Annotated in this window: 19 protein-coding genes; 12 read left to right on the forward strand and 7 right to left on the reverse strand. The window is 41.4% G+C overall.

The genetic code is table 11. From position 1 onward, the window contains the following. Positions 1–185: 185 nt before the first annotated feature. Positions 186–386: a hypothetical protein gene (locus PI95_RS20395; protein WP_039742451.1), complete on the forward strand. Its 201-nt coding sequence runs from the start codon at positions 186–188 to the stop codon at positions 384–386. A gap of 226 nt (positions 387–612) precedes the next feature. On the opposite strand, the gene PI95_RS20400 is transcribed toward PI95_RS20395, so the two are convergent. Beyond that, on the reverse strand, positions 613–1,113 hold the full coding sequence (locus PI95_RS20400) for an acyl-CoA thioesterase (RefSeq protein WP_039742447.1): 501 nt from the start codon (positions 1,111–1,113) through the stop codon (positions 613–615). Positions 1,114–1,233: 120 nt separating this feature from the next. Here PI95_RS20400 and PI95_RS20405 point away from each other — a divergent pair, with 120 nt between their 5' ends. Beyond that, a complete protein-coding gene (locus tag PI95_RS20405) occupies positions 1,234–3,318 on the forward strand; it encodes a CHAT domain-containing protein (protein WP_039742444.1) in 2,085 nt (694 codons plus the stop codon). 131 nt (positions 3,319–3,449) lie between these two features. On the opposite strand, the gene PI95_RS20410 is transcribed toward PI95_RS20405, so the two are convergent. From PI95_RS20410 to PI95_RS20425, 4 genes are all read right to left on the reverse strand, one after another. Continuing rightward, complete coding sequence (locus PI95_RS20410) at positions 3,450–3,758, reverse strand: hypothetical protein (protein ID WP_039742441.1); 309 nt, start codon at positions 3,756–3,758, stop codon at positions 3,450–3,452. A 46-nt stretch (positions 3,759–3,804) separates the two neighbouring features. Then, on the reverse strand, positions 3,805–4,149 hold the full coding sequence (locus PI95_RS20415; RefSeq protein ID WP_039742438.1) for a DUF1815 family protein: 345 nt from the start codon (positions 4,147–4,149) through the stop codon (positions 3,805–3,807). 844 nt (positions 4,150–4,993) lie between these two features. Beyond that, complete coding sequence (locus tag PI95_RS20420; protein ID WP_039743941.1) at positions 4,994–5,206, reverse strand: DUF2839 domain-containing protein; 213 nt, start codon at positions 5,204–5,206, stop codon at positions 4,994–4,996. Positions 5,207–5,349: 143 nt separating this feature from the next. Beyond that, positions 5,350–6,921 carry a helicase C-terminal domain-containing protein gene (locus tag PI95_RS20425; RefSeq protein WP_039742434.1) on the reverse strand — a complete coding sequence of 524 codons (1,572 nt, stop codon included), beginning with the start codon at positions 6,919–6,921 and terminating at the stop codon, positions 5,350–5,352. Between the two features lie 97 nt (positions 6,922–7,018). Between PI95_RS20425 and PI95_RS20430 the strand changes: the two genes are divergently transcribed. From PI95_RS20430 to PI95_RS20465, 8 genes are all read left to right on the forward strand, one after another. Continuing rightward, positions 7,019–7,336 carry a hypothetical protein gene (locus PI95_RS20430; RefSeq protein ID WP_163519043.1) on the forward strand — a complete coding sequence of 106 codons (318 nt, stop codon included), beginning with the start codon at positions 7,019–7,021 and terminating at the stop codon, positions 7,334–7,336. Further along, positions 7,245–8,213: a M48 family metallopeptidase gene (locus tag PI95_RS20435; protein ID WP_039743939.1), complete on the forward strand. Its 969-nt coding sequence runs from the start codon at positions 7,245–7,247 to the stop codon at positions 8,211–8,213. Before PI95_RS20430 ends, PI95_RS20435 begins: the two co-directional genes overlap by 92 nt. A 236-nt stretch (positions 8,214–8,449) precedes the next feature. After that, the gene (locus PI95_RS20440; protein WP_039742428.1) at positions 8,450–8,830 is read left to right on the forward strand and encodes a hypothetical protein; all 381 of its coding nucleotides are present in this window, start codon (positions 8,450–8,452) and stop codon (positions 8,828–8,830) included. A 16-nt stretch (positions 8,831–8,846) separates the two neighbouring features. Further along, positions 8,847–9,446: a hypothetical protein gene (locus tag PI95_RS20445; protein WP_039742426.1), complete on the forward strand. Its 600-nt coding sequence runs from the start codon at positions 8,847–8,849 to the stop codon at positions 9,444–9,446. Between the two features lie 153 nt (positions 9,447–9,599). Then, complete coding sequence (gene lysS, locus PI95_RS20450) at positions 9,600–11,120, forward strand: lysine--tRNA ligase (protein WP_039742422.1); 1,521 nt, start codon at positions 9,600–9,602, stop codon at positions 11,118–11,120. Positions 11,121–11,274: 154 nt separating this feature from the next. Next, a complete protein-coding gene (locus tag PI95_RS20455; RefSeq protein ID WP_039742419.1) occupies positions 11,275–11,679 on the forward strand; it encodes a type II toxin-antitoxin system RelE/ParE family toxin in 405 nt (134 codons plus the stop codon). Further along, positions 11,676–12,389, forward strand: a complete 714-nt coding sequence (locus PI95_RS20460) for a helix-turn-helix domain-containing protein (protein ID WP_236117127.1) — start codon at positions 11,676–11,678, stop codon at positions 12,387–12,389. Before PI95_RS20455 ends, PI95_RS20460 begins: the two co-directional genes overlap by 4 nt. Positions 12,390–12,464: 75 nt before the next feature. Next, entirely contained in the window at positions 12,465–15,221 is a 2,757-nt protein-coding gene (locus PI95_RS20465; RefSeq protein ID WP_052324863.1) for a CHAT domain-containing protein, read from the forward strand. Positions 15,222–15,240: 19 nt separating this feature from the next. Here the strand turns inward: PI95_RS20465 and PI95_RS20470 are convergent, their stop codons facing one another. Then, the gene (locus tag PI95_RS20470; protein WP_039742410.1) at positions 15,241–15,705 is read right to left on the reverse strand and encodes a DUF29 domain-containing protein; all 465 of its coding nucleotides are present in this window, start codon (positions 15,703–15,705) and stop codon (positions 15,241–15,243) included. Between the two features lie 120 nt (positions 15,706–15,825). Beyond that, entirely contained in the window at positions 15,826–16,425 is a 600-nt protein-coding gene (locus PI95_RS20475; protein WP_039742408.1) for a glyoxalase-like domain protein, read from the reverse strand. Positions 16,426–16,651: 226 nt separating this feature from the next. Here PI95_RS20475 and PI95_RS20480 point away from each other — a divergent pair, with 226 nt between their 5' ends. Together PI95_RS20480 and PI95_RS20485 are read left to right on the forward strand one after the other, a co-directional pair. Further along, positions 16,652–17,278, forward strand: a complete 627-nt coding sequence (locus PI95_RS20480) for a hypothetical protein (RefSeq protein WP_039742406.1) — start codon at positions 16,652–16,654, stop codon at positions 17,276–17,278. A gap of 94 nt (positions 17,279–17,372) precedes the next feature. Beyond that, positions 17,373–18,455 (forward strand): tetratricopeptide repeat protein, encoded by a 1,083-nt coding sequence (locus PI95_RS20485; protein WP_039743936.1) that lies wholly within the window; start codon positions 17,373–17,375, stop codon positions 18,453–18,455. The last annotated feature ends 245 nt before the right edge of the window (positions 18,456–18,700 follow it).

Consider the following 18,700-nt stretch of genomic DNA (forward strand, 5'->3'; position numbering starts at 1 on the left):
AATTTTATGTTTCTCATACCAATTCTATGTGAGGTTGCGCTTTATTCTGTGTAGGGGCAATTCATGAATTGCCCCTACACAGAGCCTTCAAGCGTGCGTGCGTAATTTTGATTAGACGCATCTTCAAGCCAGAATTGGTATCAACACAAGACTTTTTCAAGGGTGATTATTAAGGAATTAATAATATGTTCGTTTCTTTAATTGTCGCGTGGGTAGTATTTACAATATTAGTGAAGATAGTAAAAACGACCGTCAGCAGTGCAATGACAATTGCGGCGATCGTTGTTTTATTACAAATAAGTTATGGCATTACTCCTCAAGATATTTGGAATCAAATAGTTCACTTGCCTCAAACACTGTCGCAAACACAAGGTAGCGGTAAATAACGGTTAAAAATACCGCCCCCACAGGCTGTAAGCCGCTGGCTATACGAACGAAGCCAGACGAGCGCAGGCTAAGATAATTAGCCCGCTAGTCATGGCATTGTTTGTATAGCCGCACCCTTCTAGGGTGTCGGCAACAACAAATTTTGCGATATTCCCCAAACAACTAACCACTAACAACTAACAACTAACCACCAACAACTAACAACTAACAACCCCCAACAACCAATCAATTATTCATCGATCCCGAAAGCCGCGCTAATGCATCTTGAACAGTTGTAGGCAACTGACGCATAATTTTACCTCTTTCTTTGTCCACCGCAACTAATGTCACCTTAGCAGTAACGTATAACTCTTGCCTATCTGGAGATTCAATCGCATAATCCCAATTAATACGGACACCAGTTACCTCACTCATGCGCGTTCTGACGACTGCTGTCATACCTAAGCGAATTGCCCGATGATAGCGCAACGACAAATCTACAACTGGTAAATCACATCCTAAAGCAACTAAATCAGCAAATTCAATGCCTATAGATCGCAAGCATTCTATTCTTGCTTCTTCCAACCAAGCAATATAAGAACCGTGCCAGACAACACCCGCATAATCAGTGTGGTGGGGTTGCGCTCTGATAAGATATTCAAACCAATTCTCAAATGCCCTCAGGGTTGGAGTGTCAATGGCACTTGTTGGCGATAATTGTGGTTGATTTGATTTTTCTTCAGACATTTTAACTTTTCTTAGCAGAAATTATAGATTTTTTACCAATGTAATGGTACAAAAATTAGTTGCCTTGTACAATTTAATAATTTAAAATTAACACTCACCAAATAAAGTGAGGGTTTTATTATGCGTCCTCATTTTTATTATTTCAGTTTTGTTATTGCTAGTTTACTTCTTTTCCCAGGTTTTGGGACGGCATTATCAGCAAAGAAACCAGTAAAATTAAATATTGCACCCCAGTATAATTACGGGAAAATGGCTCAGGCATTACCTGAGAAAAATAGCCAATCAGAAGTTAAGCGGCTAAACGCAGAGGCGATTAAGCTATTAGGTGCAAATCGCTCTGAACAAGCATTGCAAACATTGCAGAAAGCGCTATTACTTACCACAGACACTGGACAACGCTGGTGGGAAGCGGTGACGCTGAACAATATTGGCAGAGTTTACCAAAAGCAAGGTCAGTATTCACAAGCACTTAAATCTTACGAGCAAGCTTTATTGATTAACAGAGAATTAGGCGATCGCGTTCAACTTGGCAAAACCTACAGTAACATCGGTTATCTTTTCGATATTCAAAATAGACCAGATTTAGCAGTTTTTTTCTACAAGCATTGTTTGATCAACCGCGAGATTTCACGTCTTGTACCAGCAGCGCTAGAAGTAGATCCGGATGCTTACAGCATAACTGTTGCCCAAACATATCGTACTTTGGCTGAAAGATTACTGCGAGCGCAGAGACAGATTTCTCAAGCGCAGCGGGCTATGGATTTACTCAAAGTCGAAGAACTACAACAATATCTCCTGAATGTACCTGGAAATCAACGCACTGCCAAAGGCATTGAAATATCGCCAGAGGAAACACCAACGAAAGAAAAGTTGGATCAAACTCTCGATAATGCTGTTGTTTTAGGTAAAGAACTGACAAAATTACGTCAGATTTCTCCGGAAAGGCGATCGCCTCAACAAAAACAACGTATCGCCCAACTGGTAACAAATCAACAACAACTGTTGGATCGATTTAACGATTTTATCAATAGTCCTCAGGTGAGATCCCAGGTAGAACAAATTAACCGCACCGCCAGAAGGCAAAATTTAGATTTGGAGAGTCTTAACGAAATTCGCGATAATTTGGCGCGATTACCCCAAAAAGCCGTCCTCGTCTATCCACTAGTTTTACCAGATAGCTTGGAATTGGTGCTGGTAACTGCTGATTCGCCACCAATTCATCGCAGCGTGGCTGTCAAACGCGAAAACCTCAACCAAACAATCTCAGCCTTCCGTCAAGCTTTACAAACTCCCAGTCAAAATGCCAAAAAACCTGGACGTCAGTTGTATGACTGGTTAATTAAACCGATAGAAAACGACTTGAAGCAAGCTGGTACACAAACTATAATTTATGCACCAGATGAACAGTTACGCTACGTTCCTCTAGCGGCTTTATATGATGGTACACAATGGCTAGTGCAGCGCTACAGTATCAATCACATCACCGCTGCCAGCTTAACTAACTTCAACACCCAACCCGAATCTAAATTGCGGGTTTTAGCTGCTGCCTTTACGAAAGGTAATTATGAAGTTAGAGTTGGTAATCGAAAGTTTGCCTTTTCCGGTTTGCCCTTTGCAGCGCAGGAAGTGCAAAGCTTGGCAACCATCATCCCTGGAACTAAGAAAATTTTAGACGATGCCTTCAGCCTTGCCGCCACTGTGCCACAATTGGATGACTATACAGTTGTCCATTTTGCCACTCACGCAGCGTTTGTGACGGGTAGACCAGAAAACTCTTTTATTCTATTTGGAAATGGCGATCGCATTAACTTGCGAGATGTAGCTAATTGGTCATTACCTCGTGTGGAATTGGTAGTATTAAGTGCCTGCGAAACTGGCTTGGGAGGCAAATTAGGCAGCGGTGAAGAGATTTTAGGCTTTGGCTATCAAATGCAAAAAACCGGCGCTAGGGCAGCGATCGCTTCATTATGGGCTGTCGATGATGGCGGTACAGAAACTTTGATGACTGCTTTTTATACCTTGCTCAATTCGAGTAAGCTGCCAAAATCTGAAGCTTTAAGACAAGCACAAATTGCTTTAATTACCGGAAAATCGCCTACAAGTAAACAGCAAAACGGTAGTAACAATATATCCCTTGCCGTTGACGGTAGCCTCAATCATCCTTACTATTGGGCACCTTTCATTTTGATTGGTAATGGGTTATAATACGCAACCGCAGCAAACCTACTTCAGAATCAAATGTCAATTTTACAAATTGTTTCTGAGGAGAGATTGACAATTTTGTCTCAGCTTAAAATAAACGCATTCTGATAGAAGCGACAAAAAGAATGCTTTTATTAAGTTTTGAAAAGTGATTTTATGCAGAAGCGAAAAAAGACAGTGATTTTATGCAGAAGCGAAAAAAGACAAGGCAGCCAATGACTTCTAAATAATGGGGTGTAGGTAAAAGGCGATCGTGTAAGCCACAAATACCAATAGCGCGATCGCAGTTCCTTCAAATCGAGCCAGCCAGTTGCACAGTCAGGGTTTCCCGACTTGAGCAATAGCTGCGTTGGGATTTTCCCGTTGCCTTTGTTAAGTGCAGAACCGCCCATTCGACTGCTCACCAATTGCCAATTACCTTTTAGCAATTCCCAAATTGACATCTACCTTTGGGAGGTTTTTTAAATACCCCATTAGACACAGAGATTTTTAACACTTCTTGGCTAAAGTTTTGTTACCTGTAGAAGTTGGCGTAGGTTGCTTGACAATATTGGCAAGTTCCTGTAGCTGGTTGATTGCTTCTGCACCTTCCAGCTTCATTAATTCGCGATCGTCCCGCATCTCAGTCCAAGTGATCCCGTAATCAGACACCAAAAAGCGAATCAGATGACTGTCGCCCAAACTAACCATAAACGAAGCACTATTCATCTGGTCGCCGCAGGTATAGCAAGACGCCAGATATCCACGTCGCTCAAGTACAGTTGCCAAGGCTTGCAGGCTCATTACCAAGTCTTGAACGAATTGCCGATGTTGTTGCGCTAGTCTTAGAAACACGTTTTTCCTCCAAACACCACTATCATTTGATTGAAATTTATATTTTCTTTAGATTTCTTCATCAACTGGTATTGTAAACTATTCATTACAATTTCCAGAAGGATGTTGAGTCGTTGAGTGGCTACCAAGCTTAGGGTAGTGCATAACTCGTTGGCGTTACGTATCAAAATATTCAGTTTGCAGATCCAAAATTTCGGACAGAATAGAGAAACTTAATCTTACCCTTATACTCCTGTGTCAAAGTAGATGCTTGCGGAAGCGAATCCGCTTTAAGAGTAGCGCAAATTTGGAACAAGTCAACCACGCAAAAGATACATATTATATCTTTATCGGCAATTTACAGCCAGATTTTGGATTGGCATAAGCTCTCACGCCTTGTTACGTCTTCTGATTAACTTTTGATAACGTGGTTAGGTTGTACTCTGTCAGAATCAGGAAAAAGCGATCGCGCTTTGTATACGTCTAGCTTGGCAGATAATCTGGTAAATTGTCTTTTCAGGTCGGGCTGAATCTATAGTTCTCGATTTTTACCGTCCGCAATCAAGGTAAGACCTATCGGTCAGTTTAATAGAAGTCTAATCTAAAACCCAAAACCTGTGGTCTTATCACTGAGAATAAGTCAACTCAAAAACGCCATGTTGCCATTTAGGCAGGTTTTTCAGCCTTTTTCTTCATATTTGGATAACAGTTACATAAAATACAAAAACTTTTGTGACTGATTTAGGTAAACAGTAGTATTAGATACAAAAATTTTTATTTTCATTACTATTACACAATAAAACATAAAAGACAGCTTAGTTGCTAATCGCTGTCTTTTATGTAAAAATTATCCGCGCACTCTTTTTTAGACGACTTGCCACCAACCGAAAGCAGGACCAATAAAACGGATTGTTATCCAGCCGATAACTGTAAGGACAATGCCAATCCAGGCACCTTTAGTAGTCCATTGGACAAATTTTTCGGATTGACTTTTGGTAATGGGAACCCACGGTAAGATGCGAGTTTCTTGACCGTATTTTTCTCCCATAGCAGTTTTACGACGCTTTGCTTCACCCATAATCAGTAATTCAAAGTTACAAAATTTTGACGCTGTGACTACAGTTGTTTTAAATTTCATTACTTTAGTCCCCAGTCCCGATGATAACTTTTGGCGATCGCTTCGTTCGCTTGTGCTTGACAAAACGTAAATAGCCAAGAAGATTATGTAGAATTTTCCTCATCTTGTGTAGAAAACAAACTCGGATCGAGATAGTTAATACGTGCTAGGGGACTAAGGGCAGCCAAAACTTGAGTACCGTAACTACGATTTATCACACGACTGTCAAGTAAAGCAACAATACCTTGACTTTCTCGTACCGGAGCGATCGCCCGTTGCAATTCATTCAAAGCAGTGGGCAATAAATATAAACGAAACCAATCTTGATGCGATCGCTTATAATAATCAACCCTACCAGCTACCAAAGGATTTTCTAAAGATGGCAAAGGCAAAGTCGCAATAATTAAAAGCTTCGGTGAAGGCAACACACCTTGATGCGATCGCCAAAATTCCCAACCACTGACCAAAATACCATTTTCATCCAAACAAGTTTTTTCAACCTGCACCCTAGAACCAAACTCAGATGCCAAAATTGCCCCGGCTTGAGCCTTTAATGGCACATCCCCCACCAGAATGACTGTCAATCCTGGTGCAGTCGCACTTAAACAAAGCAGCGTCCGGACTTTGTGAATAAAAGCTGATTGAAATTCCGGCGTATTCGGTAGAGGTAACTTATGCGGCAAATATAATTGAATCGCTTCTGTTTGGCTATCAGAAGAAAACTTCAAGCAAGTTAAATCATCTAACCCCAAACGTGCTTTAAAAATAGGAGCCTCAGTTTCCGGTTCTAAAGCGCTACCAATCAACACCACAGGTTGCCGACTCCATATGGGCGAGAGAATTTTTCCTACTTCAATTGGTGCGTAATGTAAAGAAAATAAACCTTGGCGACGGGCAATAGTCGCCCAGAGGAGAGTGGGGGGTAGGGGCGGGGTTCCCCTATTCGTACTGGAATTTTCATCAATGTTTTTAAATTGCTGCCAAAAGCGTTTCCACACATCTGGAAGCATAACTGGATCTAAAGCCGAATAAAGACGGCTGAGAATTTCTGCTTCCGGTTGAGAAATCAGATAACATTCGTAAGGATTAGCCGGATGCAAAAACAGTTCCCGTGTCAGCTGTACCCTTACCTCGCGAATCAGATCAACTTGATATGGGCAAGCTAGCATCAGTTGATCCCAATCATGAGGTTGAATTTCTCTTTTGAGTTGATGACGCACCCAATCTTCCAGATCGTCCACGCCATCAATAATTGTGGGAATACCTGCCGGAAAATCGTTTGTAAAAGTCAGTTGCGCTTTTAACCAAGCTTCAGGGGAAGTGAGAAACAGTCCTTGGAACCCATCCTTAGGGAAAGCGTCACCGGTCCTAATCGGTTTGCCGACTTGAAGCCACTGCTGTAGTCGGGGAATTTCCACTTTTACAAGGCGTTGTTGTACCAATTCCGGTGCAACAATAATTACAGGACCATGCCACATTAATGCGGATGCCACAAAACTAGTGCGATATCGTCCTTGATAACCGCAAACCGCCCCAACTTGAATTAAAGCGCTACGTCCGGTACGCAAGGCGCGTGCTACCAACCTTGCCATCGTCAAATGATGGGGCCAGGAAGGGAAACCCGCCTGCGATCGCAAAAAGTTATGTAGTGACAAATGAACTTCTGCCTCAATCACACGCTTTTATCCCCATACAAAGTAATTTTTACCTACAAAGCCCCACTTTTATCATGTTGTTATTGGGTAATCGGGAATGGGTAATGGGTAATCGGGAATGGGGAATGGTGAATGGGTAATGGGTAATGGAAATAACTACCAATGCCCAATGCCCGATGACGCCAGATGCCTCAACGGAGCGAACCTCCGCACGGCACTGGCTCCCCAATGCCCGATGACGCCAGATGCCTCAACGGAGCGAACCTCCGCACGGCACTGGCTCCCCAATGCCCAATGCCCTATGCCCAATGCCCAATGCCCAATTACCAATTTCGGTGTTCATTATGCCTACATACACAGGAATTTCCAGCGAAGCCTTCAGGCATCCACTGGATCGCCAAGCCGAGGAAGCTTTACGAAATTTACCCGGATTTGATTTGATTGCTCGTAAATTTGTGGAATTTGTCTACGAACGCCCTCAGTTAGTCTATCTAATGGGCAACACCATCCAAGTCGGGCCGCGTCAATATTCCACTATTTACCAGATGTTTCGGGAATCCGTGCGAGATTTGGATATTTATCCAGAACCTGCATTGTTTGTCTCACAAAATGCCCAAGCAAATAGTCATGCTTTGGGGCAGGAGCATCCTTACATAGTCATAAACACAGGGATTTTAGACTTACTAAACGAAGCCGAGATTCGGGCGGTGCTAGCCCATGAACTGGGGCATATTAAATGTGGTCATACTATTTTAATTCAAATGGCGATGTGGGCGATGAGTGCCGCTAATGCCTTAGGTAGGTGGACTTTTGGTGTGAGCAATTTTGTTACACCAGCTTTGATTTATGCCTTTTTTGAATGGCGGCGCAAAGCCGAGTTATCCGCCGATCGCGCCGCGCTGTTGGTGATGGATGATTTAAATACGGTAATGTCTTCGATGATGAAAGTAGCTGGCGGTAGCAGCAAATATGCCCACGAATGCAGTTTACAAGAGTTTATCCGTCAGTCAGAAAATTATCAGGCTGATGAAGATGTGCTTAATCAAGTGTATAAATTCTTAATGTATAACGGCGCACAAGGCGAGATGCTCAGTCATCCTTTCCCCGTGGAGCGCTTGCATTATCTACGTGAGTGGGCAGTATCAGAAGAATATCAGCAAATCAAGAAAGGAAATTATATGCGATCGCCCGCTGAGGGTGCTGTCAATGTTGGAGTACAAACACCGCAAAATCAAGAGGCAGAAAATTTACGCCAGAAAATTGAAGAATTGCAACGAGAAATTAACAAAATGAAAAAAGGGACTGGCGACTAGGGACTGGGGACTGGGGACAACGAGGACAAGGAGGACAACGAGGACAACGAGGACAAGATCAATTTTCTTCTCCCTTGTCCCCCCTCTCCCTTGTCTCCCCCCTCTCCCTTGTCTCCCCCATCCCCCTTGTCTCCCCCATCCCCCACTCCTCCACTCCCCCACTCCCAAATGAGAAAATTAAATGCCTGACAGTTTATCATTTCCTTGTAGGTGGGAGAATTTACGCATTGCTCAGTATGGCTATTAACTGGATAAAACGGGTGTTTGTGTTAGCTACTATTCTTGCTGTTGTCTTGTTGTTGCCCTTCATTGCCTCGGCAGCACCAGAAGCAGTTGATTTTAGTAAGAGTGCGATTGTTGCTGAAGAAATCAACCTGACTCCTCAACATCGGCAGCAACTTCAAGCTGTGCGTCAGCGTAGGAATAGAGATATTCAGGCAATGTTAGACTCATCCCAACGTACCGAACTTGCCAAAACTCTACATGCAGGTAATAGTTTCAATCAAGCGTTAGAGTCACTTGACTTGCAACCAGATCAGCAAGAGATGTTAAAGGCGATCGTGCAAATTAGTAACTTGAAAATGAAAGCTATTTCAGCACGCTTTTTGCACAATTAAATAATTAGCTTTTGTAATGCCATACAGCCAATTTACTATTGATGTCATATCGGAAACGTTTGGATTTACTATTTCCGAGAGAATTGGCATGTTTACTGATGTACCAGCAGCAGAGTATAGCACACTTTTAGCGCAAACTCTCAAAGAATATATTCCTTTGGCAGTTGCAATTGGTACAGAAAAAGCACGTTCGGAATTTATTATCGCTCCGATTCTTTTTGAAGTTAAAAAACAACTAGCAAATCGGATTAGTCTATTTTCTGGTAAAGAATTTAACGTTGCTCCAGAACAAGGTTTAAGTGGTTTTTGTGATTTTATAATAAGTTTATCTCCAGAACAGCTATTTATTCAAGCGCCTGTAATTACAATTGTTGAAGCCAAAAACGATAATATTCAATCTGGATTAGGGCAGTGTATTGCGGAAATGATTGCCGCTAAATTATTTAATCAACGCAAAGAAAATAAAATTGAAATTATCTATGGCGTTGTTACCACAGGTAGCGTTTGGAAATTTATGAGATTAATTGAACAAAGAATCGAAGTTGATTTAGATGAGTATTTTATTCCAGATATTGGGAAAATTTTAGGTATTTTACGCAGTTTTGTTGATGTTTGAATTAGAGTATTTTAAATGTAGTAAGCACTTCAGTGCTTAAAATCCTTGATTTGAGCGGTAAACCGCTCACTACGAACCAAGACAGTATTTTACATTTATTTCCCTTGAACGCAGCATCTATAATTAATCTTGCCCTATGAAAGTTCGTTAACCATGTCGGAAGAAGATATTCGTGCCACGCGACTAGAAAAAGTAGAACAGCTAAAGCAGCTAGGTATGAATCCCTACGCCTATCGTTGGGAATCTACCCATCACGCGGCTGAATTGCAAGAAAAATATGCGGATTTACCCAACGGTGAAGAAGTCGATTTAGAAGTAGCGATCGCCGGACGCATCAAGTTACGTCGCTTTATGGGTAAACTTGCCTTCGTCACCTTGCAAGATGAAACTGGCACAATTCAGCTTTATCTAGAGAAAAAACGCATTGAAGAAGGCATGGCAGATGTTGTTGACAATGCTTTCAAACAACTCGATAAACTCACAGATATCGGCGACATCTTGGGCGTTAAAGGCACTATCAAACGGACTGAAAAGGGCGAGTTATCTGTTTACGTCAAACAATACACTATTTTGACCAAATCTCTGTTACCCTTGCCTGATAAACAGCATGGGTTAACGGATGTTGCCAAGCGCTACCGTCAGCGATATCTTGATTTGATTGTGAACCCGGAAGTGCGGCAAACTTTCCGCCGTCGTGCCCAAATTACTGCTGGTATTCGCCGCTACTTAGAGCAGCGGGATTTTCTGGAAATTGAAACGCCAGTATTGTTAAGTGAAGCCGGAGGTGCGGATGCGCGTCCTTTCGTTACTTATCACAACACGCTGGAAATGGAATTGTATCTGCGAATTGCCACAGAATTGCATCTCAAGCGGTTGATTGTCGGTGGTTTTGAAAAGGTGTTTGAATTAGGGCGGATTTTCCGTAATGAGGGAGTTTCTACCCGCCACAATCCCGAATTTACCTCAATTGAAGTTTACCAAGCTTACGCCGACTACAACGACATGATGGCGCTGACAGAGGGAATTATTACCACTGTCGCTCAAGAGGTTCTGGGTACGCTGCAAATTACTTATCAAGATACGGCGATTGATTTGACTCCTCCTTGGCGTCGGGTAACAATGCACGATTTAGTTAAGGAATATACAGGTTTGGATTTCAACACTTTCCAAACTTTAGAAGAAGCGAAAACGGCAAGTAAAAACGCTGGGCTTGAAGGTATAGATGATTGCTCATCAATTGGCAAACTTTTAAATGAAGCTTTTGAGCAAAAGGTTGAAGAAAAGTTAATTCAGCCTACCTTTGTGGTTGATTACCCGGTAGAAATTTCGCCACTGGCAAAGCCGCATCGTTCTAAAGCTGGTTTGGTAGAGCGATTTGAGTTATTTATCGTCGGGAGAGAGACAGCCAACAGTTTCTCAGAATTAACCGATCCGATTGAACAACGCGATCGCCTGGAACAACAAGCTGCACGCAAAGCCGCCGGTGACTTAGAAGCGCAAGGTGTAGATGAAGACTTTTTAACTGCGTTGGAATACGGAATGCCGCCGACGGGTGGGTTAGGTATTGGGATTGATAGGTTGGTGATGTTGTTAACTGATTGTGCGAGTATTCGGGATGCGATCGCTTTTCCGTTACTCAAGCCAGAAAAATCCGAATCCGAATCAGCAACTTAATTGTAGGGTGCGTTAGGTGTCAGCCGTAACGCACCAATTTCAGTATTAAATCTTGTGTTGGGTTAATTTCACCTACGCAGCCGATATAATATTCCTTTGAAAGAATATTAATATTGACATTCCTTATAAGGAATACTAGACTGTGAGGTAGGAAGTGACTTGGAGTTGGGAACTTTATCAAGATGTCAATGGGGAAATCCCCAAAGATTTGCTGGCTTTTTTCATCAGAATGATTCCTGAAGAGGAGCAACCAGAAAATCCACCAAAGCCATTACTGAGTGCTTCCGAAACCAGGCGTTTGCAAGTTAATCTTGGCTACCTGTGCAACAAAGGACTCGCATCACTTACCAGTGGGATCTTTGAGAAGTTGGAAGATGACCTGTATGAGTTACGCATGACCAAGAGCGAACATAATCCACGGTTTATCTTAACGGCTGCGACTCCTCAGCGGTTTGTAGTGCTGCACGCCTTTATGAAGAAATACGATAACGCTATCAAAGATAGAGACAAAGAGCCTGCAAGAGTTAGATTGCGTGAATTGCAGCAGAGGGAACAATGATGAAAAAGCCTAATTTTCAAGGTTGGTTGCAGCAAAAGGTAAGCGACGAACCAGAGGTGATTCTGGCAGGCAAGCTAGAGTATTTACGTCTCTACCTTACTGATGCCATGCGGGAAATACGTAATAAAGCAGGATTAACTCAGACGCAGCTAGCGGAAAAACTGGGAGTACAGCAAGCGGCGGTGTCTAAATTGGAGTCGGCGTTAAAAGAACATGAGTTGGAATCGGTGTTGCACTATTTATACGCATTGGGTGCAGATTTGCTGATAGCTGTCAAACAAGGGAATGAATTATATCAAGCCAGCGATAACGAAGGTTCATTCCTGGTAGATGTGCCAGATGTGGTTGCACAAAAGGCATTGGCGGCAAAAATGAGCGTGCGGGAATATGTTCGTGTAGCGATCGAGAAGTTTTCCAGCGAGGATGATGGACTGAGAACAGCTTTGGTAAAACTGCTGGAAAGTGACGATTCGGTAGCGGTGAAAGTGAGAGAGCGTTTAGGTTCAAGGACAATCCAAGAAATTGCTGTAAAGTTGGAAAAATGTTTGAGTCTATCTGAAGAAGATAGGATTTTCGCTGTGAAAAATGTTTTGGCTGCTAATGTGGCGTATAGAGAAAGTAATCGTGGAAGTAGTGATGAAGTTGATGAAATTGAGTTGTTGGATTTAGCTGAAGAATTGCTAGAAAAGTTGGCAGATATCTTGGAATGATTGTTAGAAGTGTTATTTGTTTGGTACAGAGTAAAATATTTCCAATTAACTTAACTAACTATTGGCAAATTAATCATGAGAGAAGTTATAGATTTGTTATTGCAAATATTGGTAAAAACCTCACATAGTTCTGCTGATAAGAAGATAGTTTATCCTTTACTGCAAGATAATTTAGACAAACTAGATTTGAATTTTGCTGACTTGTTGCGTCGTTGGTCTAAAAATTATTTTGCTGGAGAAAGTCCAGACAAGGCACAAACAGTAGCAGGAATTATTAGTAATTTTGGTACATTAATTGGACAGTTCCCACAGGGAAATCTAGCTAGCAACTTAGAGATTGCAATTGTATGTTTTGAGGTTATTGAAATCATTTTTAATAGCGAAGAATATCCTAGAGAGTGGGCAATATCTAAACTTAATTTGGGAAATGCTTATGGTAATCGTATTTATGGCGATCCTATAGAGAATAGAGAAAAGGCAATTATTGCTTATCATGATGCTTTAAAAATTTATTCTTGTGAAGAATATACTAGAGAGTGGGCAGAAACTCAAACTAATTTGATTCCTCTTTATTCTGCAAAAATCAAAAAGACAAAAAGAGATGATAATTATGTAAACTTAGACAAATTAGTATCAATCTGTAATGCAGTGTTAGAAATTTTTACCCAAGATAGGTTTACTGAAAAATGGGTTGTTATTAAAAATAATCTCGCATCTCTTTACTGTGATACTCCACATCCTAATCGCTCAAATAATTTGGAATTAGCTATAGATATTTGCAATGAAGTATTAGGTGTATTGAATAAAGAATCACTTTTTGAAGAATGGGCAAATACTCAAATGAATATGGGTATTGCATATGATAAAAGGGTTCAGGGAGATCGACAAGAAAATTTTAATTTGGCAGTTCAAGCTTATCAGAATTCATTAAAATTTTATACTCGTGAGAATTATCCATTTACATATGCCATACTTCAGAATAACTTAGGCAATGCTTACCGCGATCAAGGATTAGCCACTTCTGCAATAAATTATTATTGGTTAGCCTTAGAAATTCATACACACACAGCTTACCCTAATGAATCACTTAGAGCTTCTCGCAATCTTGGTAATACAGCTTTTAAATCTGGATACTGGGACGAAGCTATTAAAGGCTATAGTATTGCTATTAAAGCAGTAGAGACTAGCCGTAGTTGGGTAAAATCTGAATCACGTCGTCAAAAGATTCTAGAAGAATCCATCGGCATTTACGAAAGCATGGTGCAAGCCTGTATCAACGCCGGACAAATAGAAAAAGCCTTTGAATATTCAGAGCGATCGCGTTCCAAACGCTTGGTAGACTTAATGGCAAGTAACGACCTCTACCAAAGCGGCGAAATTCCCCCAGTAGTTCAGGAGTTATTGCAGCAGTATGAAGAACTGCAACAAAAAATTGACAAAGAACGCCAAAGCCATAAATCCGACAATAACCGTAGTCAAACACGCGCTGCATTCCAAGCTTATAATGAAGCAATCGCATCTTTAGAAACTGAAAAACAGCAAGTTTGGGAAAAAGTCAGACGCGAAGATCCCGTATTAGCTGGCGAAATTCAAGTAAACCCCCTCAGCTTGTCAGAAATTCAAAAGCTAATTGAGCAACCCAATACAGCTATTCTCAGTTTCTACACTACCAACAGCGACACCCATATTTTTATCGTCCAGAAAAACCAAATTACTCTCCACACCTGCACAGGACAAGGACTAGAGACGTTGCAAGGCTGGATTAACCAGAATTGGTTATTGCCTTATATGAATGATTACAAAAGATGGGAAACTCAAATTAACAGTATTCTCCGGGAACTAGCTGAACGGCTGCAAATATCCGAACTCATATCTCAACATCTTCAAGGAATAGAAGAATTAATTTTAGTACCTCACCTGTTACTGCATCAGATTCCCTTCACTGCTTTGCCCACAGGAGAATATCAGGAATATTTAGGAGATAAATTTCTGATTCGTTATACCCCAAGCTGCCAAATTTTAGAATTTTGTAAACAACGCGATAGTGTAGGGACATTTAATGGAATATCTCTACAATATGGAACTGTAGAAGATGCCGAAGATAACCTTCCCTGTGCCAGGTTTGAAGGCGAAAAACTCGCCCAAATGTATAACATTCCACTAGAAAACAGATTAATTGGCAGCAGTCAAGCCACCTCTAACAACTATCGACAGCTAGCACAACAAGTTCAAGTACTTCATTCCTGCCACCATGCCCAATCTCGCCTCGATAATCCTTTAGAATCACAGTTAAAATTAGCGTATGGCAGCAGCATCACCTTGGGGCAATTGATGACACCAAGCTGGCGTTTATCTCAACTTGTAGAAGTGTTTCTCTCTTGCTGCGAAACTAATTTGGGTACTCCTTCTCTAACTGATGATATTCTTACTCTCTCCACAGGCTTTTTGTGTGCTGGTGCTATAAGTGTAGTTAGTACTCTGTGGTCAGTCAATGATTTAGCCACAGCATTATTTTCCATTTTTTACTACCAGCAGCGACAAGAAGGTAAAAATCGTCCTGAAGCTTTACAGCAAGCCCAAATTCAGCTACGGGAATTTACCAAATTAGACCTAAATAAAATATTCCAGGAAGTAGAAGCAAGGGAAAAAGAACTGATAGTAAATAGAAAAAAATATCCTTCAGGTTCTATCGAACATGAACAATGGAAGTGTGAATATAATATGTATGCCAAATTGAACAGACGAATTAAAGAAATCGAAAATTATACTCAGCAATTCCCCTTTTCAGATCCTCATTACTGGGCTGCTTTTATTTGCCACGGTTTACGGTGATAAAACAGTATTGAGGTAATTACTCGCTCTGCTCATCAACCTGATTCGGATTTGGTAAGAATTCAGGATTTAGAGTTTCGCCTAAAGTGTAAGGGCATATTTCTGGAAAAACCTGTTCACCTAATTGCGTCTCTCGAATCGCAAAAGCTAACCCTAATTCATAAGCAGTGAGAAAAACTTCCTCTAAGTAAGGTTTCAAACTAGGGCTATCTGACAAAAGCAGCTTAATTTGAATACGTTGCTCTCGAATTGTACCTAACCAACTATTAGTGCGTTTATCAGCTTGAAACTGCCATTTTAATAAATGTCCCAGCAAGATTCCCAGCCGATTTCTAAGTTCTTGCCGTTCTTTTCTACCCAAAGTTTCAATTTCTTCAATCAGGTTGATCGTGTCTAATTGATTCCACTGTTGAGTTGTCAGCAACCTCACCTGTTCTTGAGTCCAAGCATAGAAATCTGTTTTATATAGGTTAGATATATACATCCTTTGTAAGCTTAATTTTTCGCCCGCGCATCAAAAAAAATTATGATTGGGTCTAGTTGTGTAAACCCAATCAAGAAATTAATTAACCATTACCAATGACCAATGACCAATGACCAATAATTAATTCGCCACTTCCGCCAATTCAATCACGCGCCCTTCATAATCCTTAACCAAAAAATTCAGGGGTTTGCGATTGCGAATCTTGAACTTCAAGCCGCGCATTTCCACACGCATTAAAATCATATCCAGGCAATCACGATCGAAGCAAACGTGACGTTGCTGACTTTTACTGCCTAAACTAGCTCCAGTAATGACGTGTAGCTGGGTGTTTTTCTTTAATTGATACCAAAGCCCTTCGCTAGCATTATTCATCATTCTGCTGCCGGAAAACGTTGGGCTAGCTGACATGTAAAGCGGATCGATTCCCGCAGCGCCTATACTTTGCTCGTAGTTGTAGTAGTAGTGCAAAGGTACTTCCGCTGCTGGCAAGTCTAGCAGCCCTTCATACAACTGGCGGGCAATCTCTAAATCTGACACCATAACGGTGTGTACTTTTGGCGCACTGGTAAGGAACATCCACATGGCACCGGCGTAAGCTGCTAGCAGCATCACCATAATACCTTGGGTGGAAAATAAGCTATCTAACGGCAGGGAAGGCAAAAATGAGCCTAAAGTATAAGGTTGAATCAACAACGGTGTCACACTAACTGCTATAACCATGAACACATCTAGGATTTTATTGAGGAATAGCTTTTATTATTCAAGGGTACAGACTAAAATAAAGTCCGTATTTATAGTGTATCAATAACGAACTAGTCTTGATGTTACTCACAAACAGACACGATCGCGATTAGTAAAGACGACACTTGATGAACAATTTAAGTGTAGACCAGGAAATATTCATTTCTAATAACATTCATTCTAACAACATACATTTATTTGGATTGTGCAAATACCACATTTCCCCGAAGCTAATCACCCGCTAGTTAAATCGCTGTTTCATTACAGCGATCAGGAACTTTTGGATTTATTTCAGTCCCATCCAGAAGCTGGAAAATACTTTACGGCGATGTTTTGCCGTTATAGCCCGATAGTGTACACCTTAATTCGCCATTCAGCGCGATCGCCTGTGCAAGCAGATTATCTGTTTGCCCTCACTTGGCGACATATATACTACGAACTCGGTGGACTTGATTTAAGTGACGCTGCAAGCAAAGAAACTTTAACTTTGCAAAATTGGCTGATCAATATGACGGCTTTTTGTATCAACGATCTCGAATTACCACCCACAGAAGCAATTCATTATTCTCTGCAAGCAACTTCACCACCTTTATGGTGTTATATCGAACAAGCTTTAGAACAAATGCCCCCAGTTTTGCGATTGATGGTTTTAATGGCTCAAACCTTTCACTGGAGCGAAACTCGCATTGCTGCTTACCTGCAAGCTGAAGGTGAAGCGATCGCTCCGGCAGAGGTAGCCAATTTTCTCCAGGAAGGCTATCTTATGCTAGAGGACAAATTACCAGCGGATGTCCGCGCCATCTACTTGGGTGAAGATTTACCCCAATCATAACCTAAGTATTAACTCTATTTATGTGTGTTCTCAAATAAACCTTAATTTGGTTGTTATTTATTTTATTTTCAACCGTAATTTTACGGTTATTTTTATGAAGCAAAAGCGTTTATTTCTAAGTAAAATTTCTGGTAAACTATTGCCAAAATCTCAATTTTGTGCTGTCTCGTATTTACTGTTTGCAGTTTTGCTGAATCCGATCGCAGCGGGTGCGGTAGATATTACTCAACAACTCCAGCGCCCTTTAAATCATTCAGTGGTGCGAGAATCAAGAGACGAGGCTGATATATTGGTGCGTCAAGGTGAACAACAATTAGCCTCAGGAAAATCCGATAAAGCAATTGAGTCTTGGTTGCAAGCACTGAATATTTATCGTTTGATTGGTGACTTAAAGGCGCAAGGTTTAGTTTACGATTTAATTGGTAGAGGTTACGTGCAGCTGAATCGATTAAAAGAAGCTGAAGATCCAATGCGTCGTCGGTTAGCGATCGCTCGCGATACTCAAGACTTTCAAGGACAGATTTTTGGACTAAATAACATTGGCACATTACTACTGCAAAAAGGAGAATTCACCGCAGCGGCCCAAACCTTTACAGAAGCAGTTACAATTGCCAGCGATGTCAAAAATATTGAAGGACAAGGACTGTCTTTGAGTAACTTGGGTTTGGCGACAGTCAGGTTAGGAGATTATAACAAAGCAATTAAGCTGTTGGAAACAGCTTTAATTTTCCGGCGTCGAACACCGGATGCGATCGCCGAAGCGAATACCTTGAATAATTTAGGCGATGCTTACCTAGCCGCCGGTAATTATCAAGATACCATTGGTACATATGGTTCGGCACTGCGATTGGCAAAAGTTACACGCGATCGCACCAACGAATTACGAGCAATTGACGGTTTAGTAACAGCTCACCGTTCTATAGGAAGATATGAACGCGCTTTCGACTTACTAGAACAGCGTTTAACGCTGGCTACAGAATCAGAAAATTTAGCAGAGAAATTAAAATCTTTTGAGTCTTATGCTTTATTGTATGAGCAATTAGGTAACTATCCCACCGCCCGCAATTTTTATGAAAGAGCAATTATACTAGCGCGGACATTAGAAGATAGCAAGCGGGAAGTTCTATTGCTTGATAGACTGACGCAAATGCTAAAACTGTCAAAAGTCCATCGATAGCACTTATTACCCGACGACGCGCATTCGCGGCTAAACAAACGCTCGTCCCTTCTCCTGTCGAAGACGCACTCGCGTTCGGGTTCGCAGTCGCCTGCGGAGGGAAAACGCCACATGCGCGTCTGCCGGGGAACCCGTCCAACGCAGTGGCTCCCCTACACTAAAACTGGACAAAACCGGACAGCCTTGTATTAAAGATCCTCAAAACTCCACGACTATTTCAGCTATATGGCTGTCCGGTTTTGTCT

The organism is Hassallia byssoidea VB512170, assembly GCF_000817785.2.
Classification (GTDB): Bacteria; Cyanobacteriota; Cyanobacteriia; order Cyanobacteriales; family Nostocaceae; genus Hassallia; species Hassallia carrinoi.

What these genes read in the sequence shown, in the direction of transcription:
- PI95_RS20395 (WP_039742451.1), top strand. Translation starts at nt 186, where the DNA reads ATGTTCGTTTCTTTAATTGTCGCGTGGGTAGTATTTACAATATTAGTG.
- PI95_RS20400 (WP_039742447.1), bottom strand. Translation starts at nt 1,113, where the DNA reads ATGTCTGAAGAAAAATCAAATCAACCACAATTATCGCCAACAAGTGCC.
- PI95_RS20405 (WP_039742444.1), top strand. Translation starts at nt 1,234, where the DNA reads ATGCGTCCTCATTTTTATTATTTCAGTTTTGTTATTGCTAGTTTACTT.
- PI95_RS20410 (WP_039742441.1), bottom strand. Translation starts at nt 3,758, where the DNA reads ATGTCAATTTGGGAATTGCTAAAAGGTAATTGGCAATTGGTGAGCAGT.
- PI95_RS20420 (WP_039743941.1), bottom strand. Translation starts at nt 5,206, where the DNA reads ATGGGTGAAGCAAAGCGTCGTAAAACTGCTATGGGAGAAAAATACGGT.
- PI95_RS20430 (WP_163519043.1), top strand. Translation starts at nt 7,019, where the DNA reads ATGGGGAATGGTGAATGGGTAATGGGTAATGGAAATAACTACCAATGC.
- PI95_RS20435 (WP_039743939.1), top strand. Translation starts at nt 7,245, where the DNA reads ATGCCTACATACACAGGAATTTCCAGCGAAGCCTTCAGGCATCCACTG.
- PI95_RS20440 (WP_039742428.1), top strand. Translation starts at nt 8,450, where the DNA reads ATGGCTATTAACTGGATAAAACGGGTGTTTGTGTTAGCTACTATTCTT.
- PI95_RS20445 (WP_039742426.1), top strand. Translation starts at nt 8,847, where the DNA reads ATGCCATACAGCCAATTTACTATTGATGTCATATCGGAAACGTTTGGA.
- lysS (WP_039742422.1), top strand. Translation starts at nt 9,600, where the DNA reads ATGTCGGAAGAAGATATTCGTGCCACGCGACTAGAAAAAGTAGAACAG.
- PI95_RS20460 (WP_236117127.1), top strand. Translation starts at nt 11,676, where the DNA reads ATGATGAAAAAGCCTAATTTTCAAGGTTGGTTGCAGCAAAAGGTAAGC.
- PI95_RS20465 (WP_052324863.1), top strand. Translation starts at nt 12,465, where the DNA reads ATGAGAGAAGTTATAGATTTGTTATTGCAAATATTGGTAAAAACCTCA.
- PI95_RS20470 (WP_039742410.1), bottom strand. Translation starts at nt 15,705, where the DNA reads ATGTATATATCTAACCTATATAAAACAGATTTCTATGCTTGGACTCAA.
- PI95_RS20475 (WP_039742408.1), bottom strand. Translation starts at nt 16,425, where the DNA reads ATGGTTATAGCAGTTAGTGTGACACCGTTGTTGATTCAACCTTATACT.
- PI95_RS20485 (WP_039743936.1), top strand. Translation starts at nt 17,373, where the DNA reads ATGAAGCAAAAGCGTTTATTTCTAAGTAAAATTTCTGGTAAACTATTG.